This window comes from Streptomyces sp. NBC_01017, from assembly GCF_045162795.1.
Lineage (GTDB): Bacteria > Actinomycetota > Actinomycetes > Streptomycetales > Streptomycetaceae > Streptomyces > Streptomyces machairae.
This window is the reverse complement of the sequence record NZ_CP108683.1, coordinates 5,550,737-5,569,311: the sequence shown is the minus strand read 5'-3', so window position 1 is coordinate 5,569,311 and position 18,575 is coordinate 5,550,737. Positions and strand designations below refer to the sequence as shown.

17 protein-coding genes and 1 tRNA gene are annotated in these 18,575 nt (G+C 69.7%); 4 read left to right on the top strand and 14 right to left on the bottom strand.

Annotated features, from left to right (window positions below):
- Position 1 precedes the first annotated feature (1 nt).
- The 4 genes from gyrA (at position 2) to OG331_RS25520 (ending at position 4,771) form a co-directional block, all read left to right on the top strand.
- Positions 2-2,593 carry a DNA gyrase subunit A gene (gene gyrA, locus OG331_RS25535; RefSeq protein WP_406200205.1) on the top strand — a complete coding sequence of 864 codons (2,592 nt, stop codon included), beginning with the start codon at positions 2-4 and terminating at the stop codon, positions 2,591-2,593.
- An 18-nt stretch (positions 2,594-2,611) separates the two neighbouring features.
- Positions 2,612-3,421 carry a DUF3566 domain-containing protein gene (locus tag OG331_RS25530; protein ID WP_406200203.1) on the top strand — a complete coding sequence of 270 codons (810 nt, stop codon included), beginning with the start codon at positions 2,612-2,614 and terminating at the stop codon, positions 3,419-3,421.
- Positions 3,422-3,547: 126 nt separating this feature from the next.
- A tRNA-Ile gene (locus tag OG331_RS25525) sits at positions 3,548-3,621 on the top strand.
- 892 nt (positions 3,622-4,513) lie between these two features.
- Positions 4,514-4,771 carry a helix-turn-helix domain-containing protein gene (locus OG331_RS25520; RefSeq protein WP_406200201.1) on the top strand — a complete coding sequence of 86 codons (258 nt, stop codon included), beginning with the start codon at positions 4,514-4,516 and terminating at the stop codon, positions 4,769-4,771.
- Here OG331_RS25520 and tgmC read toward each other — a convergent pair.
- The 14 genes from tgmC to OG331_RS25450 form a co-directional block, all read right to left on the bottom strand.
- The gene (gene tgmC / locus OG331_RS25515) at positions 4,752-5,876 is read right to left on the bottom strand and encodes an ATP-grasp peptide maturase system methyltransferase (RefSeq protein ID WP_406200199.1); all 1,125 of its coding nucleotides are present in this window, start codon (positions 5,874-5,876) and stop codon (positions 4,752-4,754) included. The genes OG331_RS25520 and tgmC overlap by 20 nt on opposite strands.
- A complete protein-coding gene (gene tgmB / locus OG331_RS25510; RefSeq protein WP_406200197.1) occupies positions 5,873-6,820 on the bottom strand; it encodes an ATP-grasp ribosomal peptide maturase in 948 nt (315 codons plus the stop codon). Before tgmB ends, tgmC begins: the two co-directional genes overlap by 4 nt.
- Positions 6,817-7,110 (bottom strand): putative ATP-grasp-modified RiPP, encoded by a 294-nt coding sequence (tgmA, locus tag OG331_RS25505; RefSeq protein ID WP_406200195.1) that lies wholly within the window; start codon positions 7,108-7,110, stop codon positions 6,817-6,819. The genes tgmB and tgmA overlap by 4 nt, the downstream gene beginning before the upstream one ends.
- 94 nt (positions 7,111-7,204) lie before the next feature.
- A complete protein-coding gene (locus tag OG331_RS25500; RefSeq protein WP_406200193.1) occupies positions 7,205-7,366 on the bottom strand; it encodes a hypothetical protein in 162 nt (53 codons plus the stop codon).
- Entirely contained in the window at positions 7,363-7,737 is a 375-nt protein-coding gene (locus tag OG331_RS25495) for a hypothetical protein (RefSeq protein ID WP_406200191.1), read from the bottom strand. The genes OG331_RS25500 and OG331_RS25495 overlap by 4 nt, the downstream gene beginning before the upstream one ends.
- Positions 7,738-7,793: 56 nt before the next feature.
- Complete coding sequence (locus OG331_RS25490) at positions 7,794-9,044, bottom strand: helix-turn-helix domain-containing protein (RefSeq protein WP_406200189.1); 1,251 nt, start codon at positions 9,042-9,044, stop codon at positions 7,794-7,796.
- A gap of 145 nt (positions 9,045-9,189) precedes the next feature.
- The gene (locus OG331_RS25485) at positions 9,190-9,924 is read right to left on the bottom strand and encodes a collagen-like protein (protein ID WP_406200186.1); all 735 of its coding nucleotides are present in this window, start codon (positions 9,922-9,924) and stop codon (positions 9,190-9,192) included.
- Positions 9,921-10,184 carry a hypothetical protein gene (locus OG331_RS25480; RefSeq protein ID WP_406200183.1) on the bottom strand — a complete coding sequence of 88 codons (264 nt, stop codon included), beginning with the start codon at positions 10,182-10,184 and terminating at the stop codon, positions 9,921-9,923. Before OG331_RS25480 ends, OG331_RS25485 begins: the two co-directional genes overlap by 4 nt.
- A 38-nt stretch (positions 10,185-10,222) precedes the next feature.
- Positions 10,223-10,489, bottom strand: coding sequence for a hypothetical protein (locus OG331_RS25475; RefSeq protein WP_406200181.1), 267 nt, complete (start codon positions 10,487-10,489; stop codon positions 10,223-10,225).
- A gap of 12 nt (positions 10,490-10,501) precedes the next feature.
- Entirely contained in the window at positions 10,502-10,843 is a 342-nt protein-coding gene (locus OG331_RS25470; RefSeq protein WP_406200179.1) for a hypothetical protein, read from the bottom strand.
- A complete protein-coding gene (locus OG331_RS25465) occupies positions 10,840-11,757 on the bottom strand; it encodes an N-acetylmuramoyl-L-alanine amidase (RefSeq protein ID WP_406200176.1) in 918 nt (305 codons plus the stop codon). The genes OG331_RS25470 and OG331_RS25465 overlap by 4 nt, the downstream gene beginning before the upstream one ends.
- A gap of 60 nt (positions 11,758-11,817) precedes the next feature.
- Positions 11,818-12,339 (bottom strand): hypothetical protein, encoded by a 522-nt coding sequence (locus tag OG331_RS25460; protein ID WP_406200174.1) that lies wholly within the window; start codon positions 12,337-12,339, stop codon positions 11,818-11,820.
- 8 nt (positions 12,340-12,347) lie between these two features.
- Positions 12,348-16,139, bottom strand: coding sequence for a hypothetical protein (locus OG331_RS25455; protein WP_406200171.1), 3,792 nt, complete (start codon positions 16,137-16,139; stop codon positions 12,348-12,350).
- A 3-nt stretch (positions 16,140-16,142) separates the two neighbouring features.
- Positions 16,143-18,575 (bottom strand): phage tail tape measure protein, encoded by a 2,433-nt coding sequence (locus OG331_RS25450; protein ID WP_406200168.1) that lies wholly within the window; start codon positions 18,573-18,575, stop codon positions 16,143-16,145.

The window sequence follows — 18,575 nt, the reverse complement described above, 5'->3', positions numbered from 1 at the left end:
AATGACCGACGAGAACACTCCCGTCACGCCTGAGGACGACGGCCTGGCCCTGCGCGTCGAGCCCGTCGGGCTCGAGACGGAGATGCAGCGTTCGTACCTCGACTACGCGATGTCCGTCATCGTCTCGCGTGCGCTCCCGGACGTCCGGGACGGCCTCAAGCCCGTCCACCGACGCGTCCTGTACGCCATGTACGACGGCGGCTACCGCCCCGAGCGCGGCTTCTACAAGTGCGCGCGCGTGGTCGGCGACGTCATGGGTAACTACCACCCCCACGGCGACTCCTCGATCTACGACGCCCTGGTCCGCCTCGCGCAGCCGTGGTCGATGCGGATGCCGCTGGTGGACTCCAACGGCAACTTCGGCTCTCCGGGCAACGACCCGGCGGCGGCCATGCGCTACACCGAGTGCAAGATGGCGCCGCTGTCGATGGAGATGGTCCGCGACATCGACGAGGAGACCGTCGACTTCACGGACAACTACGACGGCCGCTCCCAGGAGCCGACCGTCCTTCCCGCGCGGTTCCCGAACCTGCTGATCAACGGCTCGGCCGGTATCGCGGTCGGCATGGCGACCAACATCCCGCCGCACAACCTGCGCGAGGTCGCGTCCGGCGCCCAGTGGTACCTGGAGAACCCGGAGGCTTCGCACGAGGAGCTCCTGGACGCTCTCGTCGAGCGCATCAAGGGCCCGGACTTCCCGACCGGCGCCCTCGTGGTCGGCCGCAAGGGCATCGAAGAGGCGTACCGGACCGGCCGCGGCTCGATCACCATGCGCGCGGTCGTCGAGGTCGAGGAGATCCAGAACCGCCAGTGCCTGGTGGTCACGGAACTGCCTTACCAGACCAACCCCGACAATCTCGCCCAGAAGATTGCCGACCTGGTCAAGGACGGCAAGATCGGCGGCATCGCGGACGTCCGGGACGAGACCAGCTCCCGTACCGGTCAGCGTCTCGTCATCGTGCTCAAGAGGGACGCGGTCGCCAAGGTCGTACTCAACAACCTCTACAAGCACACGGACCTGCAGACGAACTTCGGCGCCAACATGCTGGCGCTCGTCGACGGCGTCCCGCGCACGCTCTCCCTGGACGCGTTCATCCGCCACTGGGTGACGCACCAGATCGAGGTCATCGTCCGTCGTACGAAGTTCCGCCTGCGCAAGGCGGAGGAGCGGGCGCACATCCTGCGCGGCCTGCTGAAGGCCCTGGACGCCATCGACGAGGTCATCGCGCTGATCCGGCGCAGTGACACCGTCGACATCGCGCGCACGGGCCTGATGGGGCTCCTGGAGATCGACGAGATCCAGGCCAACGCCATCCTCGAGATGCAGCTGCGCCGACTGGCTGCCCTGGAGCGCCAGAAGATCGTCCAGGAGCACGACGAGCTCCAGACGAAGATCACCGAGTACAACGAGATCCTGGCCTCGCCGGTCCGCCAGCGCGGCATCGTCAGCGCGGAACTCGCCGCGATCGTCGAGAAGTACGGCGACGACCGCAAGACCATGCTGGTGCCCTACGACGGTGACATGTCCATCGAGGACCTGATCGCCGAGGAGGACATCGTCGTCACGGTCTCGCGTGGCGGCTACGTCAAGCGCACCAAGACCGTCGACTACCGGGCGCAGAAGCGCGGCGGCAAGGGCGTACGGGGCACGAAGCTCAAGGAAGACGACATCGTCGACCACTTCTTCGTCTCGACGACCCACCACTGGCTGCTGTTCTTCACCAACAAGGGCCGCGTCTACCGGGCGAAGGCGTACGAGCTCCCCGACGCCGGCCGTGACGCGCGCGGGCAGCACGTCGCGAACCTCCTGGCCTTCCAGCCGGACGAGGCGATCGCCGAGATCCTCGCGATCCGCGACTACGAGGCGGTGCCGTACCTGGTGCTCGCCACGAAGGGGGGTCTGGTGAAGAAGACGCCTCTGAAGGATTACGATTCGCCGCGTTCCGGTGGTGTGATCGCGATCAACCTCCGGGAAACGGCAGACGGTTCCGATGACGAACTGATCGGTGCCGAACTCGTATCGGCCGACGACGATCTGCTTCTGATCAGCAAGAAGGCACAGTCGATCAGGTTCACCGCGACCGACGAGTCACTGCGTCCCATGGGCCGCGCCACCTCGGGTGTCAAGGGCATGAGCTTCCGCGAGGGAGACGAGCTCCTCTCGATGAATGTTGTTCGACCCGGTACGTTCGTGTTCACTGCCACCGACGGCGGGTACGCGAAGCGGACTCCCGTCGACGAGTACCGCGTCCAGGGTCGCGGCGGCCTCGGCATCAAGGCCGCCAAGATCGTCGAGGATCGCGGCTCCCTCGTCGGTGCGCTGGTGGTCGAGGAGGCCGACGAGATCCTCGCCATCACGCTGGGCGGCGGTGTGATTCGTACGCGAGTCAACGGGGTCAGGGAGACGGGCCGTGACACCATGGGCGTCCAACTGATCAACCTGGGCAAGCGCGATGCCGTCGTCGGTATCGCTCGTAACGCCGAGGCGGGACGCGAGGCGGAGGAGGTCGACGGCGACATCGTCGTCGACGACATCGCCGAAGGTGCCGCGACCACCGGCACGGACGAGGGTGTAACGCCCTCGGCCGAGTAGCACGAGGAGAGAGTCATCGTGAGCGGAGCCACGGGCGCCGGATCGTCCGGTACCTCGACCGGTTCTACGGCCGGTTCGGATACGGGCGGCGGCCGTGGCTCCGCCGCGCCTGCGAACGACCCGCACACCACCCAGCTGAAGGCGATCAAGTCGCCCGCGAAGGGCTCGCCCTCGCCCGACGCACGTGGATCCCAGGGGGGACCTGTGACGGACACCCGAGGCTCGCAGACCCAGCAGTACGCGGCGGGCGCGGGCTCGGCTCCGGGCGCTCAGCCCCAGCCCCAGCCGCAGCCCTCCAGGGCGCAGCAGGCGGCCTCCACGCCGTCCACGTCGCCGCTGCCCGGGGAACGCCAGCCGCAGCAGTCCGCCGGGCCCTACCACCCGCCGCAGGCCTACCAGACGCCCGCTCCGGAGAGCGCGGTACGCCGACCGCGCACCGGGGCCCGTACGACGCCCCGCACCCGCAAGGCGCGCCTGCGCGTGGCCAAGGCCGACCCGTGGTCGGTGATGAAGGTCAGCTTCCTGCTCTCCATCGCGCTGGGCATCTGCACGATCGTCGCGTCCGCGGTGCTCTGGATGGTCATGGACGCGATGGGCGTCTTCTCGACGGTCGGCGGCACGATCTCCGAGGCCACCGGCTCGAACGAGTCGAACGGCTTCGACCTACAGGCCTTCCTGTCGCTGCCGCACGTCCTGATGTTCACGTCGATCATCGCGGTCATCGACGTCGTCCTCGCGACGGCGCTGGCGACCCTCGGCGCGTTCATCTACAACCTCTCCGCCGGCTTCGTGGGCGGCGTCGAGCTGACGCTCGCGGAGGACGAGTGACCGTTGCCGCCCGACGGCGGCTTCAAACCTCTCCTGACGGTCCCCCGACAACCGATTTTGGGACTGCCCACGTCGTGCGCTAATCTTCAGGAGTCAGCGCGCGGGACACACACCGCAGAGCGCGGCGGGGCTATAGCTCAGTTGGTTAGAGCGCATCCCTGATAAGGATGAGGCCACAGGTTCAAATCCTGTTAGCCCCACATCGGCATAGTGCCAGGTGAGAAGCCCGGTAGATCCACAGGATCTACCGGGCTTCTACATGTGTTGATCTTGGTACCCCGCTACTACCCCGTAGCCTCTCCGGCTTGAGGGGACGTCAGCGTCTCGGCGCCGATGTCGGCCCCTCGGTCTACGCTTGCAGCGCACCCCCTGCCGATTCACGCGGCAGGGGGTGTCTGCCATCCGGCCGGAACCTCCCGAGCCCGACCGGAGCCTGCCTGGCAGTGTAATCGAACGTCCATCCGAACATGCAGGCAGCAGCATCGCGATAACGCACCGTCGCCACGGCCCCCCTCAAAAGCGGGCGACCGGTCGGATTTTTTGTCTTGAACTACCCGGTAGTAGCGGGTGCATAAATGCACAAGAGTGGTCGAACTGCCTGTGGAGGCAATGTGGAACCGCTTCCCACTGCCTGCAAAAACCGGCCACGCGTGGGTAAAGTGCCTGCTGGGGAGGCGGACGTGACCCCCACCCGTCCACCTGACGCACAGCCCCAGAACAAGCCCGGTCGGAGAGCTCGGGAGGCCTCCGACCGGAAAGGGTGCCCCCTGCCGCATAGCTCGGCAGGGGGCGCCTGAAAAGACTAGACCGCCCCGCCCTCCAGTACGGAGGGCGGGGCGGTTGCGCTCAGCCATATTTGGCCAGCGCCTTGCGGAAGCAGCGGACGCACATCACACTGCCCCGCCACCCGGGGCGGCAGGCGCGCCCGGGGGTCTTCGCTCCAATCGACAGCGGTTCGATCAAGTACCCCTGGCTAACAAGATCACGCAAATTAGGGTTGACCCTAATCACTACTGATCATGAGGTCGGGAGCGTGGACGTGTGCCACGTCCCACACCGCCCGACGCCCGGGTCCTCGCCCGCCGACGCGCTGTGGGCGAGCAGATTCGTCACGTCCGCGAGCACCACAACCTGACCCAGCAGGCGGTCTGCAGCCGGTCAGGCATCGACGTCGCGACGTACAGCCGCATTGAGCAGGGGCACGCATCGCCCAAGCTGGACACGCTCATTCGGATCGCCGACGCGATCGGCGTGGACCTCGAGAAATTAGTGGCCCAGGGAGGGAACCACGCCCATCCACAACGGGGAGAGCGGACGAGCGAGGCCAGGTTCAGGACCCCCAGCGAATGACCTGACCTTCAGGGCTGACGGTGACGGTGAACTCCTCCAGCGCTGGCGCGCCGGCATGCCGCCACCGACCGAAGTGGTCCTCCACGATGTCCCACAGGGGCTCCGGGCCGCCCTGCCGGACGAGCGACCGGTCGCCCTCCGAGTGCAGCGCGGCCCACGAGCCGGTGTCGACGTCGACCAGGACGTCCTCGGTCCGCCCGTCCCGCTCGAGCGTCAGCCGCTGGGCGGCCGGCACGGCGAGCTGCGCGACGAACCGGGCGGTCCAGTTGTTCAGCACGTCCGCGCCGATGGTGGTCTCGCGTTCCTTGCCGTCCTCGAGGTCGGGAAGCAGGCCGAGCGGCGGCGGCTGGTGCGGGCGGGCGAGCATGAAGTTGACGCCGCCGCCCAGCAGCGGCCCGGACGCGGTGCCGTCCTCGTGGACCGTCAGGCGCGCGAGCTCCGAGGAGCCGAGCCATCCACCGACGGTGACGAGGATCAGTCCGCCCGGGCGGGTCTGCTCAATCCACGCCTGAGGGACCGTGCGCACGCCGCAGGTGGCGATGACCCTGTCGTACGGGGCTTCCGCGCCGTGGCCGAGGAGCCCGTCGCCGGTGACGAGCGTCGGGTACATGTCGAGGTGGCCGAGGGCCGCCCGGGCTCGCGACGCCACCCACGGATCGATTTCGATCGAGGTGACGCGCTCCTCGCCGAGCCGCGCGCAGAGCATGGCGGTCGAGTAGCCGGTGCCGGTGCCGATCTCCAGCACCTTGTGCCCGTCGTCGACCTGGAGGTCCTCCAGCATGCGCAGCACGAGGGAGGGCAGCGTGCTGGAGCTGGTCGGCTCACGCGTGATCCTGCCGCGGATGTCCTCCGGGACGATCGTCCCGGCGATCTGGGTCACCAGCGATTCGTCCGTGTAGCAGCCCTCCAGCCAGCCCGGGTCGTCTTCCCGTACGGACTCCCACGCGGTGAAGTCCGAGCCGACCGCGCGCCGGAAGAAGCCTCCGCGCAGGAACTCGTGCCGGGGGACGGCCACGGCGGCGCGCCTCCACGGCTCGGTGCGCAGGCTGCCGCCGATCACCATCCTGTCGATGAGCTGCTGGTGCAGCTGTTCCTGGTCGGTCACGATGTCCTCTCCAAAAGGTCTGCGAGGGCTGCGCACATGGGCAGGCCGGTCTCGTCTTCCAGCCAGTGCCACTGGCCGCTCGGGTTGCACTCCAGGAACCACCATCGGCCGTCCGCGCCGACGGCGAAGTCGAAAGCGCCGAAGACCAGCTTGAAGCGGTTCATGTAGCGGTGCAGCGCCGGCCGGATGCCGGGCGGTGCTTCCACGGGGGTGTAGGCCAACCGGCTGTAGTCGGTGCGCCAGTCGAGGAGGTCGGAGTCGATGCGGACGCAGAAGACGTGCCCGCCGATGACGGTCACGCGGACGTCGGCGACCTTGGGGACGCGCTGCTGGAAGAGGTGCGCGGTGCCCGCGACGTCGTCGTCGATGTCGTCTGCGGTCACCTCGGCGACCCTGATGGCGGACGAGACGCCGTCGACTCGGTACACCGGGGCGCTCAGCGGTTTGTAGATGACCGGGCCGCGGGCCTTGATGAACTCGCGGGCGGCGTCGGGGCTGGAGGTGACGAGCGTGGGCGGCACCAGGAACCCGGCCTTCGCTGCCGTGGCCAGCCCGGCCGGTTTGAACTCCGCGTCGCCGATGCGGTGCGGGTGGTTGACGTACAGGCAGTCGGGCAGCGAGGCCAGGACCCCGCCGAGCCCGTAGCGGGCCTGGGTGATGGCGAAGCGGGCGTCCTGCTCGTCGAGGTGCGGGAACGCGAACCCGGTCGGTCGGCGGTAGTACATGGACCGGACGTTGGCCAGGTCGGCCGTGCGGGAGGGCGTGAGGAGACGGCCGCGGAGGCCGTGTTCGGTGATCTCTGCCTCCACCGACAGTGATGCGGGGAAGTCCCCTGAGTCGAGCCGCACGACCGGGATGTCCCGGTCGTGCAGCTCGCGGATCACCACGTCGGCGGTGGGGTCGTGCAGGCTGGTGACGACCAGCACCGGACGTGGATCAGTCACTGGTCGCTGTCGCTTCCCGTGTCGGAGTCGGGGGACGAAGGGTCGCCGTCCGGGCTGGTCCCCGTCGTGGGGCTGGTGCCGGTGGAGGTGCCGTGCTTGCCCATCTCCAGCACCTGGCCGGCGTCGTCGTAGAAGCGGGCGGTCTGCGTGGCCGGGTCCAGCTCGGCGCGGGCGTAGGCCGGGGCCATGGTGGGGTAGGGCGCCATGCGGCCGAGCCCCCACGGGCGGGCGGTGACGAGGCCCTGCGGGATTGCGGGGCCGGCGGGCAGACGGTCGGAGTGAACGAACATGCCTCTCCCTTGTGTTGTCGCGATGGTGGGTGTGCAACCCGCCCCGGACCGGACAGTCCAAGGTGGCGGCCCGGGGCGGGAGTCTTGGGGCCCGTCAGGTGCTGCGGCGCGCCTGCCGATACTCCGCGGTGAGGCGAGCGGCCGTGGCGCAAGGGAGATTGAGGTTCGCGCCCTTGTCGTCGATGGCCCGGCAGGTCGGGCACGTCAGGCAGTGATCCCACAGGGCGGCCTGCTCGGGGGTCTCGGCGAGGATCATCCGCGCGCCTCCAGCGCGAGGCGGCGCAGAGCGCGCCGGGTATCGCACAGGGTGGGGTTGTCGACGCACTGCTCGCAGGTGTCGGCGTGTACGCCGTATGTGCGGAGCGCTGCAGCTCGTACGCAGTCGCGGCAGCCGCGGGGGAAGAGCGTCACCCCGCCGGGCCCGGGTGGGCGCTCGCCGAGGTCGACAGCCGTCTCGATCGTGAGCCCGATCTGGCACCAGACGCAGGCCGCGCCGCGGGCCTGTAACCCGGACAGGCTCGTGACCCTGGGGAGCGGTAGCAGGTCAAGCGCACTGTCCTCGGCGCTGCTGCTGGTGCGTGTCTCCCCGAGCACGAAGGCCTCCACGGTCGCGGTGATCTGTCTCACACCAGCGACCGTAGAAGCCCTCAACTGGAGGCAGGGGCACAGTTTGTGCCCCCTCGTCAGGCGGCCAACAAGCCCAGCTTCACGGCCAGATCCGAGGCGCGGCGGCGGCGTGCCGGGCTCTTCGCCTCGGTCTCCTCGAGGACGATGCGCTTGGCGTAGCCGTTGTACCGGATCGTCTCTGGCGCAGCCTCGTGTGCTTGCGCCAGCGTGGCGAGGGCGACGTCCGGCTGCCCGTCGAGCTGGTACCCGCGGGCTTCCTCGATTCGGTGCCGGGCCCGGCGCGGCCGAGACGGGATCACCACGGCGTCCGCGGCGGCAGCCTGCCGCACAGACTCGCCGCCCTGGTGCAGCTCGACGGCGATCGTGACGGCGTGCGCGCCCATGATGGCCCGGCTGAACGAGGTGATGGGGTGGTAGTACCCCTCCGGGAGGCGGGCCGCCATGTCGCGGGCCTGGTCCCAGTGCCGCCACGCGGTGCCCGTCTCGCCTCTACGGGCCGCCGTGTACCCGGCCTCGAAAGTCAGTGCGCCGGTGATGGCCAAGACGTCCGCGGTGGCATCGGAGAGCAGCGGGTCGAGGAACGCGAGGGTCTGCTGCGTGACCTCGTCGGCTGCGTCGAAGTGGGCGGGGCCGGAGTCGCGGTGCGCTTGGGCGGCGAGCCAGGCGGCGACGCCGATCGCGTGAGGGTCCTCGGACTCCTGGGCGGCGATCAGGCCGCGCTCGGCGACGCGCCACAGCAGCGCGGCATCGGGCTGGTAGGCCACGAAGAACTGCGACAGCGAGTAGACCTCGGCGAGGACGGCGTGCGCCGCACGGCGGTCGGCACCGGTCTCGGCCTGCCGCACTGCCGCCTGCGCATCCCGGATCAGGTCGGGCAGCAGCGCACCGATCACGTCCCGGTGGTTCGGTGCCGAGTGCCGGGCGGACCAGGCTCGGGCGAGTCGGGCCCGCAGGTGCGCGGCCGGTGGCGCCTCGCGGCGAGCGCCGAGCGGGAACGCGTCGACCGCGGCCTTCACCTCGGGCAGGCGGGGGTGGCCGGGGCCGGTGAAGAGGTCGATGTGCACGGACTGGTCCCCGGTGAGGTCGGACAGGTCACGGACCCGGAGGATCTCGGCGAGCCGTAGTACGACTTCCAGCTTGGGTGTCTTCAGGCGTCCTGTCTCAACGCCCTTCACCCAGGAGCCGGAGCGGCCGGCGAGCCCGCCGAGCTGATCGCGGGTCAGTCCGCGGCGGGTGCGGAGAATCTGGAGCCGTTGGCCGAAGACCAGCGGGTCGCTGTACGGGTCCGGGGTAGCATCAGTAGGCACGGTCTCGCCCCAATCTCTGCCAGCTTCGTCACTGCCAGGGTATGGGGCGAGACCCTTTTCGTGTGAGCGCTCCGCGACTCTCAGCAGCCCGCGGACATGACGAAACGCCCCCTCCCGCCCGAAGGCGAGAGGGGGGCAACAGCGTTCAGGGATACTGCCGGCGGGTCGGATCGAGTCCGGCCGCGATCGAGCCAGGAAGGCCGGGATCCGGATCGCCCTCGGTCGGCTCGCAGCTGTAGGCGGTCGATCCGCCCTCGTTGGGGGTGCAGGTGTAGGTCACGCCGCGGTAGGTGAACGTCCAGGACGAGGGCGGCGATCCCGCGGCCCCCCGCTCACCCTTCTCACCGCGCTCGCCCTGCGGACCGGGCGGGCCTGGCTCTCCCTGCGGGCCTTGCTCGCGGGGCGGCCCCTGCGGTCCTTCCGGACCGGCCGGCCCCTGGGCTCCGTCCGCTCCCGGGGCGCCATCTTCCCCGGGCTCGCCGTCTTGGCCCGGCGTTCCAGGAGCCCCGTCGTCGCCGGGCTCGCCCTCGGCTCCCGGTGAGCCGTCCCGGCCCGGGCGACCCGGGTCTCCCTTCGGGCGGGGGATCGGGACGGGCACCTCGGCCCGGTCGGGTAGGTCGTCCACGGCCTCGGACGGGTCGGGGGCGACGGGCGTCTGCCCCTCGCTGCGCACCTGCTCCCGTAGCTTCCGTACGTCCGTCGCGAGGGTGGAGACGGCTTCCCCTCGCCGGTTGGCCTCAGCGACCGCCTCATGTCGTGCGGTCATCTCGGCGTCGATGCGCCCCCAGATGATGACGACCGCGCCGGACAGGGCGACCAGCCAGCACAGCAGCGCCACCGGGCGCCAACGCCGGGCGAGCGCCCGCTCTGTCCGGGTCACGGTTGTCCTCCGGGTGGGATGAGTGCGCGGAGCCGGGCGATCTCCGCTTGGTCAGCAGCCCGCAGTGCGGACAGTTCGGCGATCTTCGCGTTCAGCTCGGTGACCTTCGTGTCGAGCCGGTCGCGTTCCTCTTGCAGGTCGTTGGTGAGCGAGCCGTAGAGAGTGATCGCGTTCTCGCCCCGCTTGCCCAGGTACGCCACCACGCCGCCGACGACTGCGCCCACGCCCACGAGCAGGGAGCCGAGGGTGGTGGCGTCCAAGGGGCCCCCTTACGGATCGTGCTGACGCGCCGCGTGGATCAGACGCCCGCCGCCGTGGAGGCGCTGTTCTTCTGGCCGACGACCCGGGCTGCGACGCCCTTCAGCAGGGCGAACGCTGCCGCCAGGCCGCCCGCGCCGACGGCCTGCCAGAACGATGCGTTCAGCATGTCGGCGGGGCCTGCGGCCACGGACACGGCGGTCGCCCCGCCGAGGAAGGACCAGATGGTCCGTTCGGCGAGGTCCTTCGCGTAGGTCTGCGCGGTCTTCACGACGGTCTCGGCGTTGGGGAGGTTGAGCTGTGACATGGGTTCCTCGTTTCAGACGGGCTGCGCGAGCGAGCGGCAGCCGATGACGGTCCCTGAGGCGTTGCGGACCTCGCGGTAGGGGACGAGCAGGTCGCTACGCCGGTCGGCGAGCGCCAGGGCGACGACGAGGGAGACGATGTACTGGTAGCCGTCGCGCTTGGGCGGGAGGTTCTGGGCGTGCCCGAACTCGACCAACTCGGGCCACATGCCGCTGCTGACTTCGAACGTGGCCAGCCGTGCGGGCACAGGCCCGGGCTCGATGACCTCGCGCAGGTGCGGTTCGAGGTCGTCGATGCCGTCCTCGCGCTCGTTGCTGTAGAGCCGGATCGGGTGCGGGGTGAGGTTGAGGATCACTCGGCGAGCCGTTCGGCGAGCTTGTCGGCCACCTTGTCGGCGAGGGCGTCCAGGTCGACGCCGCCGACCTCCAGCGAGGTGACCTTGGCCTCGATCGCCTTCACGCGGGCCAGGGTCTCCCGGCCGGACGCAGCGATCGTGTGGATCGCGTACTTCGCCGTCCAGGTCTTGTTGCCCTTGAGCCAGTCGGCGTTGTTGTACGGCGGGGGGACGGCCGGGATGTGGTCGCCGTACCAGAGCTTCTTGACGTCGTCGTCGCCAAACGCCATGTCGTCGTTTCCTTTCCACTGTCCCGCCGGGAGCGCCAGGCACGCGGCCAGGTCACGGCGGAAGTCGGTCATGTCGATGCCGCGGGGATCGACCTTCCAGTCCGACCACTCCAGGTGGCCGATCGCGCTCTTCGCGCCCCAGCCGTGCGCGCGGCAGATCGCGGCCGTGGCCTTGACCATGGCGACGTATTGGACGCGCGGCCACGGGTCCTTGCCGTCGCCCTCGTTCTCGCACTCCCAGCCGTAGAAGCGGGCGTTGCCGTCGACCGCGCCTGGCGAGCCGTCATGCTTCTGCGTCGCTGGCGGCCGGCCGCTGTAGGACTCGTTGATGACTGCGTCCAGGACGCGGCCGTCGCCACCGCCAGCGTGGTTGGCGCGGCCGTTGCCGGTCAGGTGGACGACGCCGTCCTTGGTGATGCAGCCGGTGGAGAGCGGACCGGGCAGCGCGCTGTGGCCGTCGTAGATGAGGTTGACGACGTCCGTGCCGGGGCCGGTGACGGTGTGGTGGATGAGCACGCCGTTGACGGGGCCCCAGGCGCCCTTGTGGTTGCGGTTGTTGGTGCGCCATCCGGGGACCTCGTGGACGGTCACGCCCTCGGCGCGGAGGGCCTCCACCAGTCTCGACGCGGATAGGGGTGCGGCCATCAGGCCTCCAGGCATGAGAATGGCCCCGGCCTTGTGGCGCGGGGCGAAGATGGCGGGCGGTCAGGCGGCTTCGTACTGGCCAACGACGCGGATGAAGTCGCCGTTGGCCCACGTGAAGGGCGTGACTGCGTCGATCAGGCCCGTGGGTGTGGCGGAGTAGCCGCCGGTGAAGCCGGTGCCGCCGCCGCTGGTCTCCAGCTCCAGCACGGTCGAGCTCGTCAGACGGACTCGCAGCGGCACCCGCACAGACGAGGGGCTGCCGCCGGTGGCACTGTCCTGCGCCTCCCCGGACCCAGCGATCAGCTGCGTACCCGCGGATGCCACCGGCAAGCTGAAGCGCCAGTTGTCCGACCCGCCACCGCCGCCGAAGTTGGTCGACGCCCCGAAGCCGATCTCCAACCGGAAGAAGACAACGCTGGCGGCCTGCGCATAGCGAGCAAGGACCGAGGCGTCACCGAACGAGGGCGTAGCAGACCCGGTCGATGTCGTCCACGCCGGAGACCAGTCCTGCCAGGTCGGGGAAATCGACGCGAGCCGCTCCTCCGTCATGATCATGCCCGGTTGCCAGAGCTCGAACGGCATAGCGCCTCCTACAAAGCGACGATGGCGGGTGGGGCGAGGCGCACCTCGGCGCCCGCCGACTGGGCTTTCACCACACCGTTGCGGGACCGGACGACCGTCATCCGCTGCGGTGTGGGAAGCCGTAGATTGTCGAACCTGATCTGCGGGTTCACCGGCGTCGAGCCGGTGTTCGCGAACGACCTGGTGCCCACACTGTTCGCAGCCGTGAGCGCCGCATCGGTGGCCTCGGCGTGCCACAGGGTCGGCTCCGCAGCGGTCGCGGCCCAGATCTTCGCCCGCAGCGCGCTGCCCTGCGCTTGGAACCTGACCCGGTAGAACGTGCCCGCCACATGGGCGAGGGGACTGGTGTAGGCGGCCAGCTGCGACTCGACGTTCGCGACCCGCTTGCGCAGCGTCAGCGCGATCCCGGCCGCCGTGGTGAAGTCGATCCGGGCCATGTAGAAGTCGGCGTTGCTCACCGCCCGCACGACCGGCCCGGCGTACAGGCTGGCCCCCGCGGCGAGCACGCTGGTCGCGACGTCCACGTACAGGTCGACGTCTGGGCCGGGCGCCGGCACCAGCGTGAGGTGCGCGATGCCGGTGGCCGGCTGGTTGACCGCTCCGTAGCCGGATCCGACGGAGTAGTCCGCAGCCGACCCCACGACTGTCCACGCCTGGCCCGAGTCGGCCTGACCCCAGCCGCCAGCCACCGTCCGGCCGAAGGCGTCCCACACGGCGGGCTCGTTGGCCGTGACCTGCATGACCTCCCCGCCGATACCGACGTCGTAGGGGAACTCGCCCGGGTAGATGGGGGTGGGCCCCTGCGAGGTGATCCACGGGCGCGGGGTCAGGGAACCCCGGGCCGGGGTGTGCACAAGGAGCTGGGTGGCGTCAGCAGCGGCGCCCGCGGCAAGGGCCGAGCCTCCCGGGTTGGCGTCCACCCGCATCGGCGCTGGCATGGTAAACACCAGGTCGTCGATGTGCGCCGCGTCCTCTCCCGAAGCTGTGGAGTTGTCCTTGACGTAACGGAAGGTCACCGCCGTCTTGCCGGTGACGTCGATCGTGGCCTGTGTCCATGGTGTCGCCCCCTGCGCCCGTAGTACCTGCTCGTCGTCGGCCAGGACCAGGAGCTGGTCACCGTCGAATCCAGGCCCCGACGCCTCCGAGGACGTCCAGTACCAGAACGTCAGCTCGGTCGCCCCGGCTGGCACGGTCACGATCGCGTCGGACGTCTGGTTGTTGGTGATCGCACCCGAGCGCAGCGACCACGAGGCGGACTGGTAGTGCAGCTGCGACCGGGCCCACGGCAGGTTCCCGCCGTCGGTGATGGTGACGGCGTAGTCGGTGTCGCTGAAGTCCTCGTAGATGCCGACCGCTCCCACGGTCCACGGCCCGGCCGGTGAGCAGTTGAAGGTGATCTCCCACGTGCGTGGCCGGAAGGTCTCCGTCCAGCCGTCGATCAGGAGCTCCACCGCGCTGCCGGAGGCGAACCGGACCGGCAGCCCCTCGATGCGGATCTTGTCCCCGACATCCAGGGCCAGCACGTCCCGGATCAGCTCAGGGTGCCGGTGCAGCCGTACGGTGACCTGCGGGTAGCGGGCCTCGTCCCACGTGGTGAGGTGGAGCAGCCATCCGGCGATCGGCTCCGTCTGGGCGTCGCTGTACAGGTTCAGCGTCGTGGAGTCCGGATACTCGCCGATCCCGTCCGGCGGGGACTGAACCGACAGGTCCCCTTCCTCGAGCATCGCGTAGCCGGAGGATCCGCCGTCGCGGTTCACCTCCCACTTGTTGCGGACCTGGTCGTCCTCGACCGGCTCGAACGGCGGCGCCAGCTGCTTGTTCGCGTAGCTGAGAACGAGCTTGGGAGGCTGGTTGTACAGGCTCTCGCGGGGCCGGTACAGCAGCTCCCGCCGGTTGCGGGCCTCGCCGAAGATCCCGCCGTCCGCCTCGGCGCACTCACGCAGCAGGTCCAGCAGCGCTGACGGGCGCTGCGGCCCCACCAGCTCTGTGGCAGTGACGTCACCGGCGACCACCAGAGGGACGCCTTCTTCGACGGACAGGCGCTGCATGCGGGCACCGGCGGTCTCACCGGTGAACCCGGTGTCGGCGTTGTTGTAGATGGTGGTGCCCGCCGTGGTGAGCACGCTGAGATGGCCCAGCGCCAGGCCGTCCAGATCGGAGCTGTAGCCCCCATCCGGGCCCTTGAGGCCGGAGATCCGGCCCACGGTGCCCGGGTAGCTGGTCGTGACCAGGCCGGTGCCCTGGCCGCCGATCGGGATGAACCGCAGGCTCCAGTCGACGTTGCCGCCGTTCTGGACAGCGAACAGCTGCCACCGGCACCAGGCGTTGAAGACGCCAAGCCCGCTGAGGTCCAGCAGGCTGGAGGTGACCACGTTGTCGTCGGCGTCGTAGCCGAAGACGTTGCTGGCGTTGGTGGTCAGCATCAGCCGCCACCGCTTCACCGTCCCCGTGCCCAGCCACTGCAACACGGTTCGGGTGGTGGCCGGGCCGTTGTTGGGGATGAAGAACACGAACTCGGTGTGCCACTGCGTGGGGCTCCCCGATGGTGCGGGGACGCTGCCCGACAAGAACGCGCCTCCGTTCAGGGTGGGCAATGGGCTCGACCCGGCCAGTGAGGCCTCTGCAGCGAGGTCCATGCCGCTGGTTCGCAGGGGGCGCACCCCGGCGATAGGGGAGGAGAACTGGGTGGCCGCGGAGCCGTCTTCCAAAGGCCAGTACGCGACCGGGTTTCCCGACGGGATCCGGCGCCGCAGCGTCGAGTCCAGAGGCTTCTTGCCCTGGTTGAGGCGGCGGAGGATGCCGGCGGCCTCGATGGGCGTCCACGCGTCCGCTTCGGACCGTGACCACTTCGGTGGCCATTCGGGGATTTCTCCGTTGAAGCGGATCACGCGGTCGCTGAGTTCGGCGTTGCCCTCGATGGTCCACGTGAGGCCCGTACTGTCGGTGAACGAGGTGGTGCCGGGCGTCTGGGCGGTGAAGTCGGCGTCGGCGGCGAGGGTGCCGTCGATGCCGTTGTACAGGCGCATGCCGTAGATGGCGCCCTGCGGCACGTTGAGGATCATGCCGCCGACGTCCCCTACGTCCAGGGGCGCGTTGCTGTTGAAGACGGAGGTGACGCCGGCGCCGGTGACCGGGGCGCCGAGCTGCGTCCACGGCCCGTTGATGGTGCCTGCGGTGTACCAGGTGACGGTCCAGCCGCCGGCGCCGTTGTTGACGTCGAGGGTGACGCGCAGCGCGATGCGGCCTCCGGGCACGACGGGCAGTGCCACGGTGGTTTGTGCGGAGGTGCCGGAGGCGGCGGTGCCGTCGGTGAACCACACCAGCTCGGCCTTGCCGCTGGCGCCGAGCTGCACCAGCCTCCAGGAGCGCTGGTCGGTGGTGAACTCCTGCTTCGCGGCGAGTTCGAGGAACGCCTCCTGGCCCCAGTTGTCCAGCCGTGCGTCGATGCGGATGTCGAGGTCGCCGGTGATGTCGAGGGCGGCCGTGTCGGGGGTGCGGGCCCGGTCGCCGGTGGCGTTGATGGCGAGATGGGGCTCTCCTCCAGGGAGGCTGATCCGGAAAGGGGTGTTGCCGGTGAGCAGGCCGTAGTACTCGCTGAGCGGGTTACGGCGCGTGTACTTGCCGTCCCGGTTCTTGATCGTGGCCGAGCATGAGGCCGGATCGGCGGCGTTGGCCCGGTAGGCCCGGCCTCGCTTGTGTGTGATCGGGTCGCGGGTGTACAGGTCGGCGGTGATGTCGGTGAGGTTGGATCCGAGCAGCAGCTCACCGCGCAGCCCGAGCGGGTCTTCTGGGAACGCCAAGGCTCATCCCTTTCCGAGTACGAACTGGACGTCGCCGCCCAGGATGGCGACTTGCTTGCGCAGCTTGTCGATGACGTACCGCCCGAAGTCGTCGCCGCCGGTGAGCTGCACGGTCTTGGTCGACCGCTGTCCGGACGACACTCCTGCGCTCATGGCGGAGCCCACGGCGCCGGCGTACGACGCGGACGGGGTCGGGGTGCGCACCAGGTTGGCCATCGTCCGGTCGACCTCACCCGCGGTGGACTCGATACCGGCGACGATGCCGCGGGGGATCCACCGGCCGACCTGCTTGGCCATCACCTTGGAGGGGCTGGAGATGCCCAACGCCTTGGCGACCGGCCCGGGGATCACGCTCCGGGCCCAGCCCATGATCTTGGAGCGGAGCCAGCCGCCCATGCCGACGATGCCGTTCCACAAGCCGGTGACGATGTTGCGGCCCTTGCTGTACAGCAGGTTTCCTACGGAGCCGATCGCGCGGGCGACGCGGCCGGGGATGCCCCGCACCCAGCTGATGAACGACACGATCTTGACGGCGGCAGCGTTCCGGAACGACGTCCAGGCGTTGTTCGAGGCCGTGCGCAGGCGGCCCGCCAGGCCGGAGATCGCCGACCAGACGCGGCCCGGGATGCCCCGCACCCACGCCACCCAGGCGGTGACGATCTGGACCGTCTTGTCCTTCACGCCCTTCCACCAGCCCGCGACCTTGCCAGGGAGTGTGCCGAGATAGGCGATCGCGGCGAGGACCATGGCCTTCGCCCACCGGACCTTCATCACGACCCATTCCCAGGCCGCGCTGGTGGCCGCGACGATGTCGTCCCAGTACAGGACGATCAGCGCGACCGCACCGGCGATCAGTGCGACGACACCGGCGATGATCCAGAACATGGGGTTGGCGAGCATCGCCGAGTTCATCGCCCACACGCCGATCGCCGCTAGCGAGAACGCGGCACCCAGCGCCGTCACCCCGGCCGCCGCCGGGACGAAGACGTCAGCGTGCTCCTTAACGAACCCGAACAGCTTCTCCAGCGGCGGGATGACCTTCGTGCCCAGGAACTCCACGAACGTCTGCTGCATCGTGTTCTTGAAGGCCTTCACCTTCGCGCCCGCGTTGTCCCGCAGACCGCTGCCCAGCTTGTCGGCCGCGCCCTCCGCGCCGCCCATCGCCTTCGAGGCCTCACGCAGGTTCAGCTTGAAGAACGCGGCACCCAAGTCCTCACCCGGGCCGCCGAACAGATCCTGGATCGCAACCTTCGCGACGTCCGACTTGGGCCCGAGCTTCAGGATGGCATCGTGGATTTTCGCCATGGCCTTCTCGCCGCGTGCCCCGCCTGCGGACAGGTCGGCGATCATGTCCTTGGCGTTCAGGCCGACGGACTTCAGCGCGTCGACCTGCGCCTTACCACCCCCGGTGACGCGGAGCTCCAGTTCCTTGAAGGCGTCCGCGACCTTGTCGGTGTCCTTCCACCCGGCCTGGATCGCCTGCCGCATCAGCCCGAACGCCGTGCGCCCGGACAAACCGCTCTTCGCGAACTGCACGCCGTACTCGTTGACGGTCTCCAGCAGGTCCTCACCCGCAGGACCAAGACCCGACATGCCTTGCGTGATCAGGTCGAAGGCCTCAGTTGAGTTCTTCGCCAGCCCGGTCTTTACCGCGATACCGGCCGCTTGCGCGGCCATCGCCACATCGACGTCGAAGGCGTTCGCCAGGTCAGCCGCGTTCGCAGAGATGTCCTTGATCTGCGCGTTTGTTGCCCCCGGAGGCAGCAGCCCCTCCGAAGCGATCGCCCGGATAGTGTCGGCGCCCGTCTGGAAGTCGCTGACGATCGCGTCCTTGAAGAGGGCGCCGGCGACCTTGCCGTACCGCTGCGCCACCGCCGGCGTCGTGCCCAACTGCGCGCCGAGCCGCGCCGTGATCTGCGACTGGTCGAGAGCCTCCTGAAACCCGGCCACGAGCACAGCGCCAGCCGCCACGCCTGCACCCGCTGCGGCGAGCTTCAGCCGTCCCGTCAACCGCTGCCCGATGGTCTCCCCGGCCTCGTCGGCGCCCGCGCTGCCGGACCGGGTGAGTCCGTCACCGAGGGCGTCCCCGGCGTCGTCGCCCGCCCGGCGGGCCGCCCGGGTGGCACCGTCTCCCAAACCGTCACCGAGCTGCTGCCCCGCCCGTTGCCCGCCTCGGCGTGCGGCGGCCTCGGCGTCCAGAGCGGCAGCCGTGACCGCGTCGACGAGCTGGCCGCGCAGGTTCCGCCATTGCCCGTCGGCCCCGCGGACGAGGCCGCCGCCGAGCTGCTGCCCGGCACGTTGGCCTGCGTCGTCGGCGTCTCCGGCGAGGCGCTGCCCGGAGGAGCGCATGGCTCCTTCGACACGGCGCAGGGCGGTGGGTACGCCGTCGGCGTCGAGGGAGATGACACCTGTGAGTTCGCCGATGACGAGGGCCAC

Bases quoted from the DNA above. Each gene is read 5' to 3' on its own strand.
- OG331_RS25475 (WP_406200181.1), bottom strand. From the start codon at position 10,489: ATGTCACAGCTCAACCTCCCCAACGCCGAGACCGTCGTGAAGACCGCG.
- OG331_RS25500 (WP_406200193.1), bottom strand. From the start codon at position 7,366: ATGATCCTCGCCGAGACCCCCGAGCAGGCCGCCCTGTGGGATCACTGC.
- tgmA (WP_406200195.1), bottom strand. From the start codon at position 7,110: ATGTTCGTTCACTCCGACCGTCTGCCCGCCGGCCCCGCAATCCCGCAG.
- gyrA (WP_406200205.1), top strand. From the start codon at position 2: ATGACCGACGAGAACACTCCCGTCACGCCTGAGGACGACGGCCTGGCC.
- OG331_RS25460 (WP_406200174.1), bottom strand. From the start codon at position 12,339: ATGCCGTTCGAGCTCTGGCAACCGGGCATGATCATGACGGAGGAGCGG.
- OG331_RS25465 (WP_406200176.1), bottom strand. From the start codon at position 11,757: ATGGCCGCACCCCTATCCGCGTCGAGACTGGTGGAGGCCCTCCGCGCC.